The 17,168-nt window shown below is 59.8% G+C and carries 15 protein-coding genes (1 of these 15 cut by a window edge); 3 read left to right on the plus strand and 12 right to left on the minus strand.

Going from position 1 to position 17,168, the window contains the following annotated elements; all coding sequences use genetic code 11:
* On the plus strand, window positions 1–1,102 hold the 3' portion of the coding sequence (locus tag HF949_RS00005; RefSeq protein WP_292897385.1) for a M23 family metallopeptidase. Its footprint begins 836 nt before the window's first position; the window shows 1,102 of its 1,938 coding nt (coding positions 837–1,938); the start codon falls outside the window, past its left edge; its stop codon occupies window positions 1,100–1,102.
* A gap of 243 nt (window positions 1,103–1,345) precedes the next feature.
* Here the strand turns inward: HF949_RS00005 and HF949_RS00010 are convergent, their stop codons facing one another.
* From HF949_RS00010 to HF949_RS00045, 8 genes are all read right to left on the minus strand, one after another.
* The gene (locus tag HF949_RS00010) at window positions 1,346–2,833 is read right to left on the minus strand and encodes a L,D-transpeptidase (protein ID WP_292897387.1); all 1,488 of its coding nucleotides are present in this window, start codon (window positions 2,831–2,833) and stop codon (window positions 1,346–1,348) included.
* A gap of 130 nt (window positions 2,834–2,963) precedes the next feature.
* Window positions 2,964–3,329 (minus strand): MmcQ/YjbR family DNA-binding protein, encoded by a 366-nt coding sequence (locus HF949_RS00015; protein ID WP_292897389.1) that lies wholly within the window; start codon window positions 3,327–3,329, stop codon window positions 2,964–2,966.
* A 21-nt stretch (window positions 3,330–3,350) separates the two neighbouring features.
* A complete protein-coding gene (gene clpB, locus HF949_RS00020; protein ID WP_292897391.1) occupies window positions 3,351–5,972 on the minus strand; it encodes an ATP-dependent chaperone ClpB in 2,622 nt (873 codons plus the stop codon).
* Window positions 5,973–6,185: 213 nt separating this feature from the next.
* Window positions 6,186–6,878 carry a DUF4167 domain-containing protein gene (locus tag HF949_RS00025; RefSeq protein ID WP_292897393.1) on the minus strand — a complete coding sequence of 231 codons (693 nt, stop codon included), beginning with the start codon at window positions 6,876–6,878 and terminating at the stop codon, window positions 6,186–6,188.
* Between the two features lie 329 nt (window positions 6,879–7,207).
* Window positions 7,208–8,083 carry a peptide chain release factor N(5)-glutamine methyltransferase gene (gene prmC / locus HF949_RS00030; RefSeq protein ID WP_292897395.1) on the minus strand — a complete coding sequence of 292 codons (876 nt, stop codon included), beginning with the start codon at window positions 8,081–8,083 and terminating at the stop codon, window positions 7,208–7,210.
* Window positions 8,076–9,155: a peptide chain release factor 1 gene (gene prfA / locus HF949_RS00035; RefSeq protein WP_292897397.1), complete on the minus strand. Its 1,080-nt coding sequence runs from the start codon at window positions 9,153–9,155 to the stop codon at window positions 8,076–8,078. Before prfA ends, prmC begins: the two co-directional genes overlap by 8 nt.
* A gap of 21 nt (window positions 9,156–9,176) precedes the next feature.
* A complete protein-coding gene (ptsP, locus tag HF949_RS00040) occupies window positions 9,177–11,447 on the minus strand; it encodes a phosphoenolpyruvate--protein phosphotransferase (RefSeq protein WP_292897399.1) in 2,271 nt (756 codons plus the stop codon).
* A gap of 74 nt (window positions 11,448–11,521) precedes the next feature.
* Window positions 11,522–12,796, minus strand: coding sequence for an aspartate kinase (locus HF949_RS00045; protein WP_292897401.1), 1,275 nt, complete (start codon window positions 12,794–12,796; stop codon window positions 11,522–11,524).
* A gap of 289 nt (window positions 12,797–13,085) precedes the next feature.
* Here HF949_RS00045 and ubiG point away from each other — a divergent pair, with 289 nt between their 5' ends.
* Entirely contained in the window at window positions 13,086–13,835 is a 750-nt protein-coding gene (gene ubiG / locus HF949_RS00050) for a bifunctional 2-polyprenyl-6-hydroxyphenol methylase/3-demethylubiquinol 3-O-methyltransferase UbiG (protein ID WP_292897403.1), read from the plus strand.
* 6 nt (window positions 13,836–13,841) lie between these two features.
* On the opposite strand, the gene HF949_RS00055 is transcribed toward ubiG, so the two are convergent.
* From HF949_RS00055 to HF949_RS00070, 4 genes are read right to left on the minus strand one after another with little or no spacing between them, the layout of a single operon-like run.
* Window positions 13,842–14,267 (minus strand): DUF1178 family protein, encoded by a 426-nt coding sequence (locus HF949_RS00055; RefSeq protein WP_292897405.1) that lies wholly within the window; start codon window positions 14,265–14,267, stop codon window positions 13,842–13,844.
* Entirely contained in the window at window positions 14,264–15,127 is an 864-nt protein-coding gene (locus HF949_RS00060) for a carbon-nitrogen hydrolase family protein (protein ID WP_292897407.1), read from the minus strand. The genes HF949_RS00055 and HF949_RS00060 overlap by 4 nt, the downstream gene beginning before the upstream one ends.
* On the minus strand, window positions 15,124–15,390 hold the full coding sequence (gene grxC / locus HF949_RS00065; protein ID WP_292897409.1) for a glutaredoxin 3: 267 nt from the start codon (window positions 15,388–15,390) through the stop codon (window positions 15,124–15,126). Before grxC ends, HF949_RS00060 begins: the two co-directional genes overlap by 4 nt.
* Before the next feature lie 26 nt (window positions 15,391–15,416).
* Window positions 15,417–16,160 (minus strand): ComF family protein, encoded by a 744-nt coding sequence (locus HF949_RS00070; RefSeq protein ID WP_292899951.1) that lies wholly within the window; start codon window positions 16,158–16,160, stop codon window positions 15,417–15,419.
* Between the two features lie 127 nt (window positions 16,161–16,287).
* Between HF949_RS00070 and HF949_RS00075 the strand changes: the two genes are divergently transcribed.
* Window positions 16,288–17,163: a methyltransferase domain-containing protein gene (locus tag HF949_RS00075; protein ID WP_292897411.1), complete on the plus strand. Its 876-nt coding sequence runs from the start codon at window positions 16,288–16,290 to the stop codon at window positions 17,161–17,163.
* Window positions 17,164–17,168: the final 5 nt, after the last annotated feature.

The raw sequence follows: 17,168 nt of genomic DNA on the forward strand, positions 1-17,168 counted from the left end.
CCAGTCCGGATACAAGGGCGAGGATGTGGACGGGATGGTCGAGGCGATCACCAAGCTTCTCAATGCTCCCGACCTGAAGGCGGGCACATTGCTGCGTGTGGGCGTCGAAATGCGCGGGGAAAAAAGCCGGGTGGTGCGCACAAGCGTTTATGAGGGCCGCAAGCACATCGTCACCATAGCCCTGGACGACCGCGAGCAGTATGTGCCGGCGGAAGAACCGGAGATGAACCCGGTTCTGCTCGCAGCACTTGATCATCCGACCGCGCCGCGGCGCATGCCACGAGCCGATCTTCCCAGGGTCTATGACGGGATATACCGCGCAGCCTATGCCTATGGACTGACGCCGGAAATGACCAAGCGCCTGGTGAAGCTCCTGTCGGCGGATGTGGACTTCCAGTCGCGACTTGCGCCCACCGACAAGCTGGAGGTCTTCTTCTCTGCTCCCGACACGGACAAGAATGCAACAGATCAGTCCGAACTGCTTTATGTAAAGGCTAGCTTCGGTGGGACCACGCGAACCTTCTACCGCTTTCAGTTCGAAGACGGGACCGTCGATTACTTCGACAGGGATGGCCGCAGCGCAAAGCGGTTCATGCTTAGAAATCCCGTTCCGAACGGTCGTTTCACATCGGGGTTCGGAATGCGGCGGCATCCGGTGCTTGGCTATAGCAAGATGCATACGGGTGTTGACTGGGCGGCTCCACGCGGCACCCCGATCATCGCTGCCGGCGATGGCGTGGTGGAGAAGGCGGGATGGGCCGGCGGGTACGGTCGCCAGACCATTATCCGACACAATAATGGGTTTAAAACCTCCTACAATCACCAGAGCGGCATCGCCAAGGGCGTGACGGCGGGCGCGCGCGTTCGTCAGGGCCAGGTCATTGGTTATGTCGGCGCCACTGGCCTCGTGACAGGCAACCACCTTCACTACGAGATGATCGTCAACGGCACCAAGGTCGATCCGATGCGCGTGCGCCTGCCCGACAATCGCGGGCTCAAGGGCGAAGACCTGCTGGCTTTCGAACGTGAACGCAGTCGCATCGATGAGTTGTTAAAAGAAAACGACGACGCCCCGCTATCGGTGGCAGCGAGCGGCAGTTAGAGCATTTTGCAGTCAGGTGGAGCCACCTGACGTCCGCACAAATGCGGAAAAGCTCATAGGTAGTGCCAAGCAGCGTTTCCGTGAAACGGTGAACCGCTCTCGTCACAACGCCCGGCCTCATCGAACCTGACACGTCATGCGTACGAATGATATCGGCCGGGCAAAGCAGGCATCCTGGAACATGACCAGCAGCCGCCACGCTTGCGAAATCCTGTCGACGCAGCCTTTTAATCGGATCCGTCGCTATTCAACGAATGTGACGCTCACCCCTGGCTTGACGCGCTTTGCAAGCTCTTCGGCATCCCAGTTGGTCAATCGGATACACCCATGGGAAGCTGTCTTACCGATCTTTGATGGATCCGGCGTTCCGTGAATACCGTAAGTCGGCTTTGACAAGGCGATCCAGACGGACCCCACCGGACCATTGGGCCCTGGCGGGATGGTCAACACCCTGTCGTTGTTGCCCTGCTTGAAGTTGATCTTCGGATTGTACGTGTATTCCGGATTGAGCGCGATCCGGGCTACCGTGTGCGTTCCCGTTGGTGAAGGCGTATCGGATGAACCGATTGTCGCGGGATAGGCGGCGACGAGCTGGCCATCCTCATTGTAGGCGCGCAATTGCTTCGCGCTCTTGTCCGCCACAATGCGGGTGACGTTCGCCTTCATGGGCTTCCCGACATTGACCACTTTGATGATCGTGCCTGGCCGATTGAAATTTGCATCGGGATTGAGTGCGATCAGATACTTCTCATCCATATGAAAGCGCTCGGCGAGCATTTCCACCACGGATGTGTAGGACAGGGCATCAAGCTGGGCCTTGTGCGCATAGTCTGCGGGAACGGATGCAATATAAGGCCCCGCGGCGTCCTCAGCCGTGATGGAGTATTCTTTAAAGGCCGGTCCGCCCGTGCGTTCCAGTTCTGCCTCGATCCATTCCTTGTCGTAGGTTCTGAGCGTCTGCCCCGTTATCTCACGATAGGCCCGGATCGCCTTGTTCACATTGTCGCCAGTGCGGCCGTCGATCACACCGGGCGAGGCACCGACCCGGTCGAGCAGCACCTGGAAGCGGGTCACGTCCTCGCTGACCCCGCGCGGCATGACCACCGCGCTGTCTTTTGGCAGGGCCGGCGCACCGGAAGCCTCACCCGATCCGGGACTGAGGCTGGTACGCTCGTCGGGGATTGCAGCCATGTTATCACGAGGATCCGGCGCATCGAGCGGAGTCCGCTCGATGGGCTCACGGCCGTAATTCGGGTTTTCCCGGTAGGCATCGCGGTCGTCATATCGTGGTGCATTCGCATAGGGATCCGAATAGCGGTTATCGGGTGCGTTGCGCGCTCTGCCGCGATCCCGCCGATAACGATCGACCTCACGAGGATCCGAGAAATCATAAACCTGACCATCGAACTCGCGTGGTCGCGACGGTCGGCTCTCATACTGCCTCCTGCCTGGCGCGGGCGGGCGAATCTCCACCACCTCGCCGGTAAAGGCGTCCACAATGATTTCACGGCCATACTGATCTATATAGACGTCGAAATCATAATTTTGAGCGAGCTGGACCGGGGCTTCCAACGGCTTGCCATCAAGGATTGCCGGGCTGCTTGCAAGCCCGTTGGCCAAGTGGAACGCCTGACCATCGCGCCGCATCTCGACTTCCGGCATCACGGCCCAGGCTGAGGACGGCCCGATAGCCAGGTAAAAAGCGGTCAGCAAATTCAGTTTCACGTTCATCGCCCCTCGACTCATCCCACACGGATAGGCTGTTCGCCTCGCGAGCGATTCGCCCATTTGACGAATGATTTACCATAGGAGATGAACCGGACGTGAAGATGGCGACGGTTGTGGCAATTTCGCGGCGCCGTCAAACCGGGTCCAGCCCCAACTCCCGCCTGAGCCTCCGCGTCAGGCCCGACGCCACGATCCGATGGCTTTCGGCCAGATATTCAGCGAGCGCGTCGTCGCCCATCGTTTCACCAGATTGTCGCTGGATCCACTTCATGCCACGGGAAGCCAGATAGGGCGCCGGGCGCAGGCCCGGCTGTTCCCTGAGCGCATCAAATGCGATTTCAGAACATTTGAAGGAGACGGCAAGCGTTCCATCGCCAGCCTGGCTACCGATGGCAAACACTTTTCCGCCCACCTTCCACACATGTGCTCCACCCCACTGAACAACATGGGTGGCGTGAGGAAGGGCACCGCAAACCGCGTTGTATTTTTCGATCTGCATGCGCCCTCCCCGGCTTTCTGGTTAAGCAGCCTGACCGGCCTGCTCATCAAGAGAAGCCTTGCGAGGCCGGAAAATGAGCCGGTCAGACCCTGACGTGACCTTCACTGTGGACCCGTCAAAGATCTCTCCCTGCAGGATCTTTTCTGCCAGCGGGTCCTGAAGCTCCTTCTGGATCACGCGTTTCAGGGGGCGCGCACCATAGGCTGGATCGTAACCCTTGTTGGCCAGCCACTCGATTGCCTCGCTATCGAGATCGAGAGTGATCTTGCGATCCGCAAGCAGGCTTCCCAAACGCTGCAACTGGATTTCAACGATCTGTCCCATGTCCTGACGACGCAAACGATGGAAGAGAATTACCTCATCGATCCGATTCAGGAACTCCGGTCGGAACGAAGCCTTGACCACACCCATCACATCACTGCGAACCTTGTCGACATCGTCGCCCTCACCAAGATTCACGAGATACTCGGCGCCAAGGTTGGATGTCATCACAATGAGCGTGTTTCGGAAGTCCACCGTGCGGCCTTGGCCGTCCGTCAGGCGTCCATCATCGAGCACCTGCAAAAGCACATTGAACACGTCCTGATGGGCCTTTTCGATCTCGTCGAAAAGAATGACCTGATAAGGCCGGCGTCTGACGGCCTCCGTCAGAACACCGCCTTCCTCATAGCCGACATAGCCGGGGGGAGCGCCGATAAGGCGGGCCACGGAGTGCTTCTCCATGAACTCCGACATGTCGATACGCACCATGGCCTGCTCATCGTCGAAGAGGAAACTGGCAAGCGCCTTTGTCAGCTCCGTCTTGCCGACGCCCGTCGGACCGAGGAACATGAATGAGCCGATCGGCCGGTTGGGGTCCTGAAGGCCCGCTCGGGCACGGCGGACAGCCTTGGAAACAGCCTGTACGGCCTCTCCCTGCCCCACGACGCGCCTGGCCAGCTCATCTTCCATACGGAGAAGTTTTTCGCGCTGAGCTTCAAGCATCTTGTCGACCGGGATCCCGGTCCACCGCGAGACAATATGCGCGACGTGATCCGGCTTGACCGTCTCTTCGACCATGCCGCCGGAACCTTCTTCCTCGCCTTGAGCTTCAGCTTCGGCCAGTTTTTTCTCGAGCTCCGGGATCAGTCCGTAAGCCAGTTCACCGGCGCGCTGGAATTCACCCTTGCGCTGGGCAATAGCCAGTTCATTGCGCGCTTCATCGAGTTGCTTCTTGAGATCTGCAGCAAGGCCGAGCTTGTCCTTTTCGGCAGCCCACCTGCTGGTCAGGCGTGCCGATTCTTCCTCGAGGTCGGCGAGCTCGGTCTCGAGCTTCGCCAGGCGATCCTGCGATGCCTCGTCTTTCTCCGCTTTCAGCGCTTCACGTTCGATCTTGAGCTGCATGATGCGCCGGTCGATCTCATCGAGCTCCTCCGGTTTGGAATCCACCTGCATGCGCAGTCGCGATGCCGCCTCGTCCACGAGGTCGATGGCCTTGTCGGGCAGAAACCGGTCGGTGATATAGCGGTTGGAAAGCGTGGCGGCTGCAACCAGGGCCGAGTCGGAGACCCGCACCTTGTGGTGCTGCTCATACTTCTCCTTCAGGCCGCGCAGGATCGAAACCGTGTCCTCAACGGTCGGTTCTTTTACGAAAACCGGCTGGAAACGGCGTGCGAGCGCGGCGTCCTTTTCCACATGCCTGCGATACTCGTCGAGCGTCGTTGCACCGACGCAATGCAGTTCTCCCCGCGCCAGCGCAGGCTTGAGAAGGTTCGAGGCGTCCATAGCGCCGTCAGCCTTGCCGGCCCCGACGAGCGTGTGCATTTCGTCGATAAAGAGAATGATATTGCCGTCGGCAGCCGTGACCTCCGATAGAACGGCCTTCAGCCGTTCCTCGAATTCGCCGCGATACTTCGCGCCGGCAATGAGAGCGCCCATATCAAGCGCCATCAACTGTTTGTCCTTGAGGGATTCAGGCACGTCTCCGTTCACAATGCGCAGGGCGAGCCCTTCGGCGATAGCCGTCTTGCCAACCCCTGGCTCGCCAATCAGCACCGGGTTGTTCTTGGTGCGGCGGGAGAGAACCTGAATGGTGCGCCGAATCTCGTCATCGCGACCGATCACCGGGTCGAGCCGGCCAGCGCGGGCGTCCGCGGTCAGATCGCGCGCATACTTCTTGAGCGCATCATATGCCTGTTCGGCACTGGCAGAATCGGCAGTGCGTCCCTTGCGAATGTCGTTGATGGCCTGATTGAGCGCTGTCGGGGTAACCCCTGCCCTGGCCAGAATATCAGCGGTCTTCGCTGACTTTTCCACCGACAAGGCGGTCAGCAGACGCTCGACGGTGACAAAGCTGTCTCCGGCCTTCTTGGCCAACTCCTCGGCCGTCGAAAACACCTTCGCAAGCGGCTGAGCCATATAGAGCTGACCGTTGCCACCCTCAACCTGAGGCATGGCTTTCAGCGCCGCTTCGACGCCAAGGCGCACATCTTCAGCCCGCCCGCCTGCCCGCTCAATCAGGGAGGCTGCAAGGCCTTCTTCATCATCGACAAGCACCTTCAGCAGATGCTCCGGCGTGAATTGCTGATGGTTGCTGGTGAGCGCAAAGGTCTGTGCAGCCTGAATAAAACCGCGCACGCGCTCCGAATATTTTTCAAAGTTCATAAGTGTCTCCATTTCCCTGCCGACCTGCTTTGCAGCACCGGCAACGATTAATGCGACGGGCTCCCATAAACCGTGATGAGATCAGAATATCACGGTCCGGTGTGGCAAGCCCAACTGATTGGGATATGGGAACATATCCCTATCGGCACAAGATGGGGACCAAATGAAAACGGCGGGGAAGCCCCGCCGTCAATGACACAAAAGCCGCTTTGCTCAGCCCTGAGCAGCAATCTCTTCAGGCACAGCGGCGGAAGGCCCGGCCTCATTGCCATCACCGCCCTCTGCGTCGTCGTTCTTGCGCGCACGGGTACGACGCGGGCGCTTGGCCGGCTTTTCGGCTTCCTGCGCCTCTTCGCCGTCCTCTGCTTTGGCAGCGGCGGGTTTGCGGCTGCGGCGTGCAGGCTTCGGCTTTTCATCATCTGCACTGCCGTTCATGCCGCCGGCCGCATGACCATTGCCTGCGTTGCCCTGCTCGCCGTGCAAAGCTACTTCAGCCGGCGTGTCCTGAATTTCAGGCTGTGGGCCGGAGCCATCGTCGACGCGTTTCTGGCGCTGAGCCTTCTGGCCACCATTGTTGGCTTCTGCAGTATCCTGCTCATCGCCGTCACCATCCGCATCGTCACGATTTTCACGCGACTGCTGCTGCTGCTGAAGCTGCGCCTGGGCAGCGGCAATGATACGATTGTAATGTTCCGCATGCTGCAGATAATTCTCGGCCATCACACGATCACCGGAACTTTGCGCATCGCGCGCCAGAGTGGCGTATTTATCTGCTACCTGTTGTGCCGTTCCGCGGATTTTTACGTCCGGGCCATTGCTCTCATAGCTACGCGCTAAAGGATTTGGGCCCTTGCGGTTGTTGTTGCCGCGACCGCGCATGCGCCTGTTCTGCTGTTGTGGCCTCATTCGACTCTCTTGGTTTTTTGAGACTGCTTGTTCGAGACAGATTTTTGAAACGATACTCTTTCAGATGGCGGACGATGGCGGGAAGCCAGCAGTCTCACATCTCCCCTTGGCTCTGTGCCGCACCGCATTCAGCGGGCGCCAACGCCATTGCTGTTCCGCTTCAAATCAGTTGCCGGACAATCCCCGCAAAGAAGCAGAGGCGATAAACGCCCTTCACGACAGCTGGTCCTCGGGAACCGAATCGATAACGGTGCTGTCTGCTTCGTCCCATCCGGTAGGCGGAACCTAGCGGCATTCTTTTGCAATGCCAAGCTTTTTTTCAACCTTGTTCACGAGCTGTTTCCTGGACCAAAAACCAGCGCCCGGTCATGTCCGGCGAGGTCTCGGCCATGCGCCCTCAAACGGAAACCCTGTTCCGTGAAAAGACCGGTCACGCTCTCCTTCTGATCATGTCCGATTTCTACCGCAAGGATCCCGCCAACCGCCAGAAAAGCAGAACCCTCGGCAGCAAGCCGCCTGTATGCATCAAGACCGTCCTGCCCGGCAACCAGCGCCCGTCGCGGGTCGTGTTCCCGGACCTCTATGGCCAGGTCGCTCCAATCATCTTCACGAATATAGGGCGGATTTGAGACGATGATATCGAACCGACCGTGAACACTTTCGAACCAGTCGGACAGACACGCTTCAAACCGATGCCCGCAACCATTCATATCGGCATTGGCGCGCGCCGTTGCAAGCGCGTCGGCTGAAATATCCGCACCTGTCGCGCGCGCCTCGGGCAAAACGCTGAGCAGGGCAAGTGCGATTGCCCCCGTTCCGGTGCCCAGGTCGAGAACACGCCAGGGACGATCCTCGCCACCAAGACGGCGAACTTCGTCCAGCACCAGTTCAACCAGCGTTTCCGTATCCGGACGAGGCTCCAGGGTTTCTTCGGAGAGCTTCAAATTAAGGCCGTAAAACTCCCTGAAACCGAGGATCCGGTGCACGGGTTTGCCGGCGATGCGCTGATTGATGAGTTGTTGCGCGAAATCGCGCTCGTCGTCGCTGACGGGTCTGTCGGGTCGCGACACGGCATCGAGACGCGTGGTTTGAGTCACATGCTCGACCAGAAGGCGCGCATCGAGCGACGCCTCAGAGATACCGGCACTTGCCAGTTCATTCCGCGCCCATGTCAAAAGCGCGCCGAGCGTCTCCGCCTCAGCCATCCGTCCCGGTTTCCGCGAGCAGCTTTGCCTGGTGATCGGAGATCAGAGCATCGATCACCTCGTCGAGATCGCCTTCGATCACTCGGTCCAGCTTGTACAGGGTGAGGTTGATACGATGATCCGTAAGGCGCCCCTGCGGGAAATTATAGGTGCGAATGCGCTCGGAACGATCGCCGGTCCCAACCTGCAAGCGGCGCGCCTCGGAGCGCTCGTCCGCCGCTTTCATACGCTGCATGTCGAACAGGCGTGCGCGCAGGATCTGCATGGCGCGGGCCCTGTTCTGATGCTGAGATTTCTCTGCCTGCAACACGACGATGCCGGTCGGAATGTGCGTGATACGCACCGCCGAATCGGTGGTATTGACGTGCTGGCCGCCGGCTCCCGATGCGCGCATCGTGTCGATGCGAATGTCGTCCGGCTTGATGTCGACGTCGATCTCTTCGGCCTCCGGAAGCACGGCCACGGTCGCTGCGGAGGTGTGAATTCGCCCCTGTGCTTCCGTGGCCGGAACGCGTTGGACCCGGTGAACACCGGATTCGAATTTCAGGCGTGAGAACACTCCGCGACCCGAGACGGTGGCAATGATTTCCTTGTAACCGCCAGCCTCGCCCTCGCTGGCGGAAACCACCTCAACCCGCCATCCTTTTTCCGAGGCGTAACGTTCATACATGCGGAACAGGTCGCCAGCGAAAAGCGCCGCCTCATCGCCTCCGGTACCCGCCCGAATTTCCAGAATGGCGTTCTTGTCGTCGGCTTCATCCTTCGGCAGGAGAAGGATTTGCATCTCCTCTCGCAGCGTCTCTATGCGCTGGTCCACATCCTCAAAATCGGCTTCAGCGAGTTCGCGCATCTCCTTGTCGGTGGTTGGATCGGCAAGCATCGATTTGAGATCGTCGAGTTCCGATTCTGCCTGACGCAACTCCCGGATCTTGCCCGCCACCTCCTGCAGTTCCGAATATTCGGAAGCGAGCTTCACATAAACATCAGGCTCCGGACCGGCCGCCATCTGCGTTTCGATAAGTTCGAAACGTTTGAGAACCTGGTCCATGCGGTCGCGCGGCAAGTCGGTCATCGACGGGAAAGCCTGTCAGTTCTAGAGAGCAATTGAGTGCTTGTTGGCGAAATCGCGCAGCAGCGCGCGAATATCGGTTGACGCGCTGTGGTTGGCAAGCGCTTCGTCCATCATGACCGAAAGGTCCGACAACGGTAGTTCGCAAAGCATGGCCTTTACCGGCCCAATGGCGGCTGGAGCCATGGAGATGGACCGAAAACCGACCCCAAGCAGCGCCATCGCCGAAATTGGCCGTCCTGCCAGTTCGCCGCACAGTGTCACCGGCGTTCCCGATTGATCGCCAGCGCGCACAATCTGGCGCAAAATGCGCAGGAAAGGCACACTCAAAGGATCGAAGCGATCGGCAATGCGTGTATTGCCGCGATCTGTGGCCGTGACGAACTGAAATAGATCGTTCGAACCCACGGAAACGAAATCCACAGCCTGCATCAGCTCATCAAGCTGCCACAGGAGGGAAGGCACTTCGATCATGGCGCCGATCTTGAGCCGCGTCGGCAGGAGATAGCCGAACCGGGAGAGATGCCGCACCTCCCGGTCAATAATATCACGGGCCTGGCGCACTTCATTCACTTCCGTGACCATCGGCAGCATCATGCGCAGCTCGCGCCCGCCTGCTGCTTTGAGAAGCGCGCGTATCTGCGTGCGCAGCAATCCGGGACGATCCAGCGTCAATCGAATGGCGCGCCAGCCCAGCGCAGGGTTTTCCTCATGCTGCGCGCCCTTGAAATAAGGGAGCACCTTGTCGCCGCCAATGTCGATGGTGCGGAACGTAACCGGCTTGCCGTCTGCTGCTTCCAGCACTTCGCGATAAAGCCGCTCCTGCGCCTCGACTCTTGGAAAAGCCGCCGCAACCATGAATTGAAGTTCAGTGCGAAAAAGCCCGATACCGGCCGCGCCCGACTGCGCCAGCTGCGGCAGATCGACGGCGAGCCCCGCATTCATCATCAGGTCGACAGGAACTCCGTCCTTCGTTTCCGTGGGGCGGTCTCGGAGTTCCTGATAAAGCTTTTGGCGCCGAGCACGGAAACGCACCTTTTCGGCATAAGCACCCTCGACATCCGCCTGCGGACGCAAATGCACCTGCCCATCCTCGCCATCGACGATGATCGCATCGCCATTCTCCGACATGGAGACGGCACCCTTCACCTGGCCAACAGTGGGCAGTCCGATGGCACGGGCCACGATAACGATATGACTTGTCGGGGCCCCCTCCTCCAGAACGAGCCCGCGCAGCTTCTGACGGGGATAATCCAGCAGTTCGGCTGCCCCCATGGAACGGGCGACGATAATGGCGTCCTTCGGTACGATTTCCGCCAGCGCATCCGGGCCCCGCCCCATGAGCTGGCGCAAAAGGCGGTTGGCGAGGTCATCGAAATCGCTCATCCTCTCACGCAGATAGGGGTCGGTCATGTGCATCATGCGCGCGCGCATGTCGCTCTGCACCTTTTCGACCGCGGCTTCGGCAGTCAGACCATTGTTGATGGCCTCCTGTAGCCGCCGCACCCAACCGCGGTCATTGGCAAACATGCGGTAGGCCTCGAGAACAGCGCGGTGCTCTCCCTCGAATGCCACATCCCGGCGGGACAACATGTCATCGATGGAAAGCCTGAGCGAATCGAGTGCGGTCTCAAGCCTGTCAAGCTCGACATCACTATCTTCGTTGAACAGCGCGGTAACGACAATGCGCGGCTCGTGCAACACCACATGCCCCAGTCCGACCCCTTCATTGAAGGGCAGGCCTGTCATGCTCACGGGACGGCTCAGATCCAACTCGATACCGGGGCGCGTCAGTCTTGCCAGATCGCCGGTCGCGATCATTTCGGCAATGACCATTGCGACCGTTTCCAGTGCCTCGATCTCGTCCTCACGGTAATGCCTCATGGTGCGGTTCTGCACCACAAGAACGCCAAGCGTGCGGCCAGCCCTTAGCACAGGCACCCCGAGGAACGAGTGATAAACCTCTTCACCCGTTTCCGGCAGATAGGTAAAGGCCGGGTGCTTCTGCGCGTCGGAGAGATTGAGCGGGCGCGCGCTGGCGGCGATGGTGCCGACCAGGCCCTGGCCAAGACGAAGCTGCGCCAGATGAACCGCGCCGGGGTTCAGGCCCTCGGTCGCATAGAGCTCCAGCATCGAATCGGCACGCAGCACATAGAGCGAGCAGACCTCGGCAACCATGTTCTGGGCGATTTCACGAACGATATGGTCGAGTCGCTCCTGTGGATCGAGCGCCTCGGCCATCAATTCCCGCAATCGCCTTAACAGCACCCTTGGGCCGCCGGCAGAATCTCGCATCGAACCCCTCTCCCTTGGCCAATGCCAGCCACTTGCAGGAGCCAGGCAGAAGCCGGTTTTCGGGTTATTGTTTTCTACTGCTTATCGAGACCGTAGACAGAATGCAAAGTGCGGACGGCCAATTCTGCATAAGGACCGTCGATCAGGATCGAAATCTTGATCTCTGACGTGGTGATCGCACGAATGTTGATGCCCTTCTCTGCAAGGGCCTTGAACGCGATCGCGGCAACGCCAGCATGGCTGCGCATACCAATGCCGATGACAGAGACCTTGACCAGACCCGCTTCCGACTGAATAGCGTCGAAGCCGATCGTTTCGCGTACTTTGTCAAGGACGGCAACAGCCTTCTCCAGATCTCCAGAGGGTACGGTGAAGGTCATGTCGGTGCGCGATCCATCCTCGGAGATGTTCTGCACGATCATGTCGACATTGATGTTGGCCTCGGCCAGCGGACCAAAAATTCCGGCAGACACGCCTGGACGATCCGCGACGCGACGAAGCGATATCTGCGCCTCGTCCTTGGCGTAGGCGATGCCGGTGACGACTTGCTGTTCCACGATTTCATCCTCATCGCAAATGAGCGTACCGGGCGGATTTACAAAATCCCCCATACCCGGCGCATCCGGATCTTCGAAAGACGATCTGACGAAGGTTCTGACCTTGTGCACCATCGCCAGCTCCACTGACCGCACCTGCAGCACCTTGGCTCCAAGCGACGCCATTTCGAGCATTTCTTCAAACGAAATTTTCGGCAGGCGGCGTGCCTTTGGTTCGATGCGCGGATCGGTGGTGTAGACGCCATCGACATCAGTGTAGATGTCGCAGCGGTCGGCTTTTACCGCAGCAGCGACCGCGACGGCGCTGGTGTCGGAACCGCCGCGCCCAAGCGTGGCGATACGATTGTCAGGACCGATGCCCTGGAAACCGGCAACCACTGCAACCTGGCCCATGCCCATACGACGAACGATCTCGCTGCCGTCAATATCCTCGATGCGAGCCGCACCGTGAGCGTTGTCGGTGCGGATCGGAATCTGCCAGCCCTGCCAGGAGCGCGCATCGACCCCCATGGATTGGAGAGCGATTGCCAGCAAGCCGCTGGTGACCTGCTCGCCTGAGGCAACGATAGCGTCATACTCGCGCGCGTCGAAGAAAGGAGATTCGGCGCCTGTCGCCCTGGGCATGGCCTGCGCCCAGCCCACCAGCTCATTGGTCTTGCCGGACATTGCCGAAACGACAACGGCGACTTCGTGCCCGGCATCCGTTTCGCGTTTGACATGGCGTGCCACATTGTGGATGCGGTCGATATCGGCGACGGAGGTTCCGCCGAACTTCATCACGATGCGCGCCATGGGAACGGAGTGCCTTTGCTCGGAAATTCCAACCACCCGGGAGAGGTGGACACAACACGACACAGCGACGGAACCCCGCCCTGCGCCGCGCACTCCATACCCAAAAGATCGGTTATCTGCAAGCAATGTGACACGGCGTCGGGAAGCCTTGGAAAAGCGCGATCGCGAACGGCACTGTTCCTGTAAACAGCCCCACCAGAACACTTGAGACAATTCCCGCCTTGACAATCCGATGCCGCGCCCCGACTTCATGGTCCAGGCTAGAGCAACACCCAGCGAGGGGCTTTCAATGTCCGAAGCGCAGCATACTACGATTGACAAACGAGAGATCGAGCATTTTTCAGCGCTTGCGGCGGAATGGTGGAATCCTGCCGGCAAGATGGGTGTCCTGCACAAGTTCAATCCTGTCCGCCTTGCTTACATACGCGACCATGTAGCGGCCCATTTCGGCCGCGATCCCCATGCGGCAAAGCCCTTTGCGGGCCTGCGCATGCTCGACATCGGGTGCGGCGGCGGGCTCTTGTGCGAACCCATGGCACGCCTCGGCGCAGATGTGGTCGGTGCAGACGCCTCCGAGACCAACATCGAAGTCGCAAAGATCCATGCCGAGCAGAGCAAGCTCTCCATAGATTATCGCGCCACCACGGCAGAAGCCCTGGCCGACGCAGGTGAGAGCTTCGACATCATCCTCAACATGGAAGTGGTGGAGCATGTTGCCGACGTGGACCTGTTCCTGGGCAAATGCGGCGCCATGCTGAAACCCGGCGGCTTGATGTTCGTTGCCACTATCAATCGCACCCTGAAAGCCTGGGGACTGGCGATTATCGGCGCGGAATACGTGCTCGGGTGGCTGCCACGTGGCACGCACCAATACGACAAGCTCGTGCGCCCGAAGGAACTGGAGCGGAGCCTTGTCGGCGCCGGCGTCACGATCATCGACCGCACCGGGGTGGTTTACAATCCGCTCGGCGACCGCTGGCAGCGGTCGCGCGATATGGATGTCAATTACATGGTCGCCGCGACAAAGCCCATCGCTTGAACGGCATCAGTTTTGATCATCGGGCAAAAGCGGCAGCGGCATGAACTCGACGCCGTCTTCCAGTAAAGAAGCAGCTTCTTCAGACGTCGCTTCGCCATAAATGCCACGCGCCTCGGATTCGCCGAAATGAATTTTGCGCGCCTCTTCGGCGAACCGGTCACCCACATAGTCCGCGTTTTCGCGGACCTTCTTCGACAGTTCCTTGAGCTGGGCAAGCGCTTTCTTCTGCTGCTCGCCCATGGCGAGCGCGATCTGTTCGCGCCGCTTGCCAGTGGAAACCGCCGGGGCCATCAGGGCTTTCTGCACACTGGAGGTACCGCAATGCGGGCATGAAACGAGACCGCGCTCATTCTGCGCATCGAAGTCGGCATTGTTGCGGAACCATGCTTCGAATGCGTGGTCGTGCTCGCAGATCAGATTGAAACTGATCATGAAGCCTTCCTTTCATTCGAAGCGCTGTCTGAAACACGCGCCACCGAGAAGTCCCGTGCATTCCTCAAATTCGGAATATTCGAGCGCGCCGCCGTCACCTGGTCGAGGTCCAGTTCGGCAATCGCAACGCCCGGCCCGTCTCCATCCACCTCGGCCAGAATCCGTCCCCAGGGGTCGACGATCAAAGAATGGCCGTAGGTCTCGCGGCCGTCCTCGTGCAACCCGCCCTGAGCGGCGCTGATCATGAAGGCACCGTTCTCAATGGCACGGGATCGCACCAGAACATGCCAGTGCGCTTCGCCGGTCTGGCGAGTGAACGCCGCCGGCGCGGTCAGCACCTGGGCTTCGGCCCGTGCCAGCGCGCGAAAAAGCTGCGGAAAACGCAGATCGTAACAGATGGCAAAACCGAGCCGTCCAAAGGGCAGATCGGCAACAACGGCCCGTTCCCCAGGGGCATAAGTGGCAGATTCGCGCCAGCTCTCGCCATTGTCGAGATCCACATCGAACATGTGGAGCTTGTCATAGGTGGTGATCAACCGTCCTTCCGGACCAAACAAAAAGGCCCGGTTGGCCACACGACCGTTGTCCAGCGCCACGGCTGTGGAGCCGAGATGCACATAGATCGACAATTCCCGCGCTAGAAACTGCGCCCGGTCGATCACCAGCGCTCCACGCGGGCCAGCGATCCGCGACATCAGGTCTTCTCGGCTGCGCACGAGAACGCCCGTCATTTCAGGACTTTGTACATACTGAGCGCCCTGCCCTGCCGCCTCGCGCACCAGAGCCTCGAAAGCGTCGGCATTAGCCTCCGGCTCGGTGCCGGAACGCATTTGAAGAGCCGCAGCGATCAGCTTGTTCATGCGTGTCCCTCCGCCAGCATGACATCCAGTTTTCCATCGCGCTCAAGCGCATGGAGTTCATCGCAGCCACCCACATGGGTATCGCCGATAAAAATCTGCGGGAAGGTCGAGCGACCGTTCGCACGCTGAATCATCTCCTGCCGCAGTTCATCGGAGAAACTCGCATCGTGCTCCGTATAGGCAACCCCCTTGCTATCGAGCAATCGCTTGGCCGCACTACAGAAGCCACACATCATCCGGGTATAGATCGTCACATTAGCCATAGTCGGTTCCATACTCTTCACGGGGCTTATATAGGGCCTTGATCCTCGGCTCGGAAGTCCCCAGGCAGAACACGTGCAAAGGTCAGCACGTCGACCTGCCGGGCGCCTGCCCTTTTCAGAACGCGCGCGGCGGCTTCTACCGTGGCACCCGTCGTGTAGACATCATCAACCAGAATGATGCGCCGTGACTTGACGTGCGGCAAAGCCGTATCAGGAACATGAAAGGCCCCACGCACATTCGCCTCGCGCTCACGCGCGCCCAAACCGACCTGCTGCCGCGTCCGGCGTTTTCGAACAAGCGCATCGGGCGCGTAGCTGAGCCCTGCACCATGCGCAACCGCGCGTGCCAGTTCCGCCGATTGATTGAAGCGTCGGGATAGAAAACGGGCGCGATGCAAGGGCACGGGAACCACCAGATCACACTCTGGCGTGAGTTCAGCGCCGGCACGGAGCATCCAGCGCGCCATCCAGGGTGCGAGATCCGTTCGGTCCCGGAACTTCAGTGACTGCGCCATCCCCCGTGCGACCCCTTCATACACCACCGCCGATCGTGCTCGCGCAAAGGATGGCGGATTCGCAATCGCTTCAGCGGAAAGCATCGTGTCGCCGAGATCCAGAGAGAAAGGAGTCCCCATGACCGGGCACCACGGTCTCTCCAGGAACCGCAACCGTCCCCAGCAGGATGGACAAAGCGTCCCTGGTTCCGTGACCAGATTCGCACAGCCAAGACACACGGGCGGAAAAAGCGCACGCTGCAACCACCCCGTCATCAAACCCGAGAATCGCGAAATGCCCGCAGCCACCACGATCACCCCCAGCCAGCGCTCCTCCGAGGCTTTGCTCTTTGCGAGCATAGCGATTTTGTGCGATGGCGCATCCTCAAACAGAGGATGCCCCATGGAACTGCTCTTCGATAGCGAACTGTCCCTTCTCCGCAAGAAGCGCGCCTTGAAGTATGGCGATCCGGACGCGCACTTCCTGATGCACCGGGTCGCAGATGATCTGGGAGAGCGGCTGGCCACGGTGGAACGGCACTTTGATCATGCCGCCGCTGCATTCTGCCTGACAGATGATGCGGTGCGCACGATGCTTTCGGGCGGCAAGACAAAGGTCGTCACTCGCATCGAAACGGACCCAGCATTCCTTGATGGCGACGGGCGGATCGCGGATGCTGAAACATTTCCAGCGGAGCCGGCCAGTTTTGACCTCATCGTCTCGCTGCTCAATCTCCACGAGATCAACGACATCCCGGGAATGCTTGCTCAAATTCGCCGCGCGCTCAAACCGGACGGGCTGTTTCTGGGAGCCATGGCGGGCGCCGGCACACTTCAGGAGTTGCGTGAGGTTCTGCTTGCTGCGGAAACCGAGCTTTCTGCGGGCGCGGCCCCGCGCGTCAGCCCCTTCGCCGATGTTCGTGACGTGGGCGGCCTTCTTCAACGGGCGGGCTTTGCACTCCCAGTGGCCGACCTTGAAACCATTACGGTGCGCTATGCGACCATGTTCGACCTGATGCGCGATCTGCGTTCGATGGGCGCAACCAGCGTCCTCACTGCCCGATCCCGCAAGCCAGCAACCCGTGCACTCTTCATGCGCGCAGCCCAGCTTTATGCGGAACGTTTCTCCGATCCGGATGGCCGCATCCGGGCAAGCTTCAACATAGTGTGGATGTCCGGCTGGGCCCCTCACGAATCCCAACAGAAGCCCCTGGCTCCCGGCAGCGCCAGGATGTCATTGAAAGAGGCACTGGAAAGCAGTCGAAAGGAAGAGAAATAGTGCCA

The sequence above is a fragment of the Nitratireductor sp. genome, assembly GCF_017794765.1.
Taxonomy (GTDB): Bacteria; Pseudomonadota; Alphaproteobacteria; order Rhizobiales; family Rhizobiaceae; genus Nitratireductor.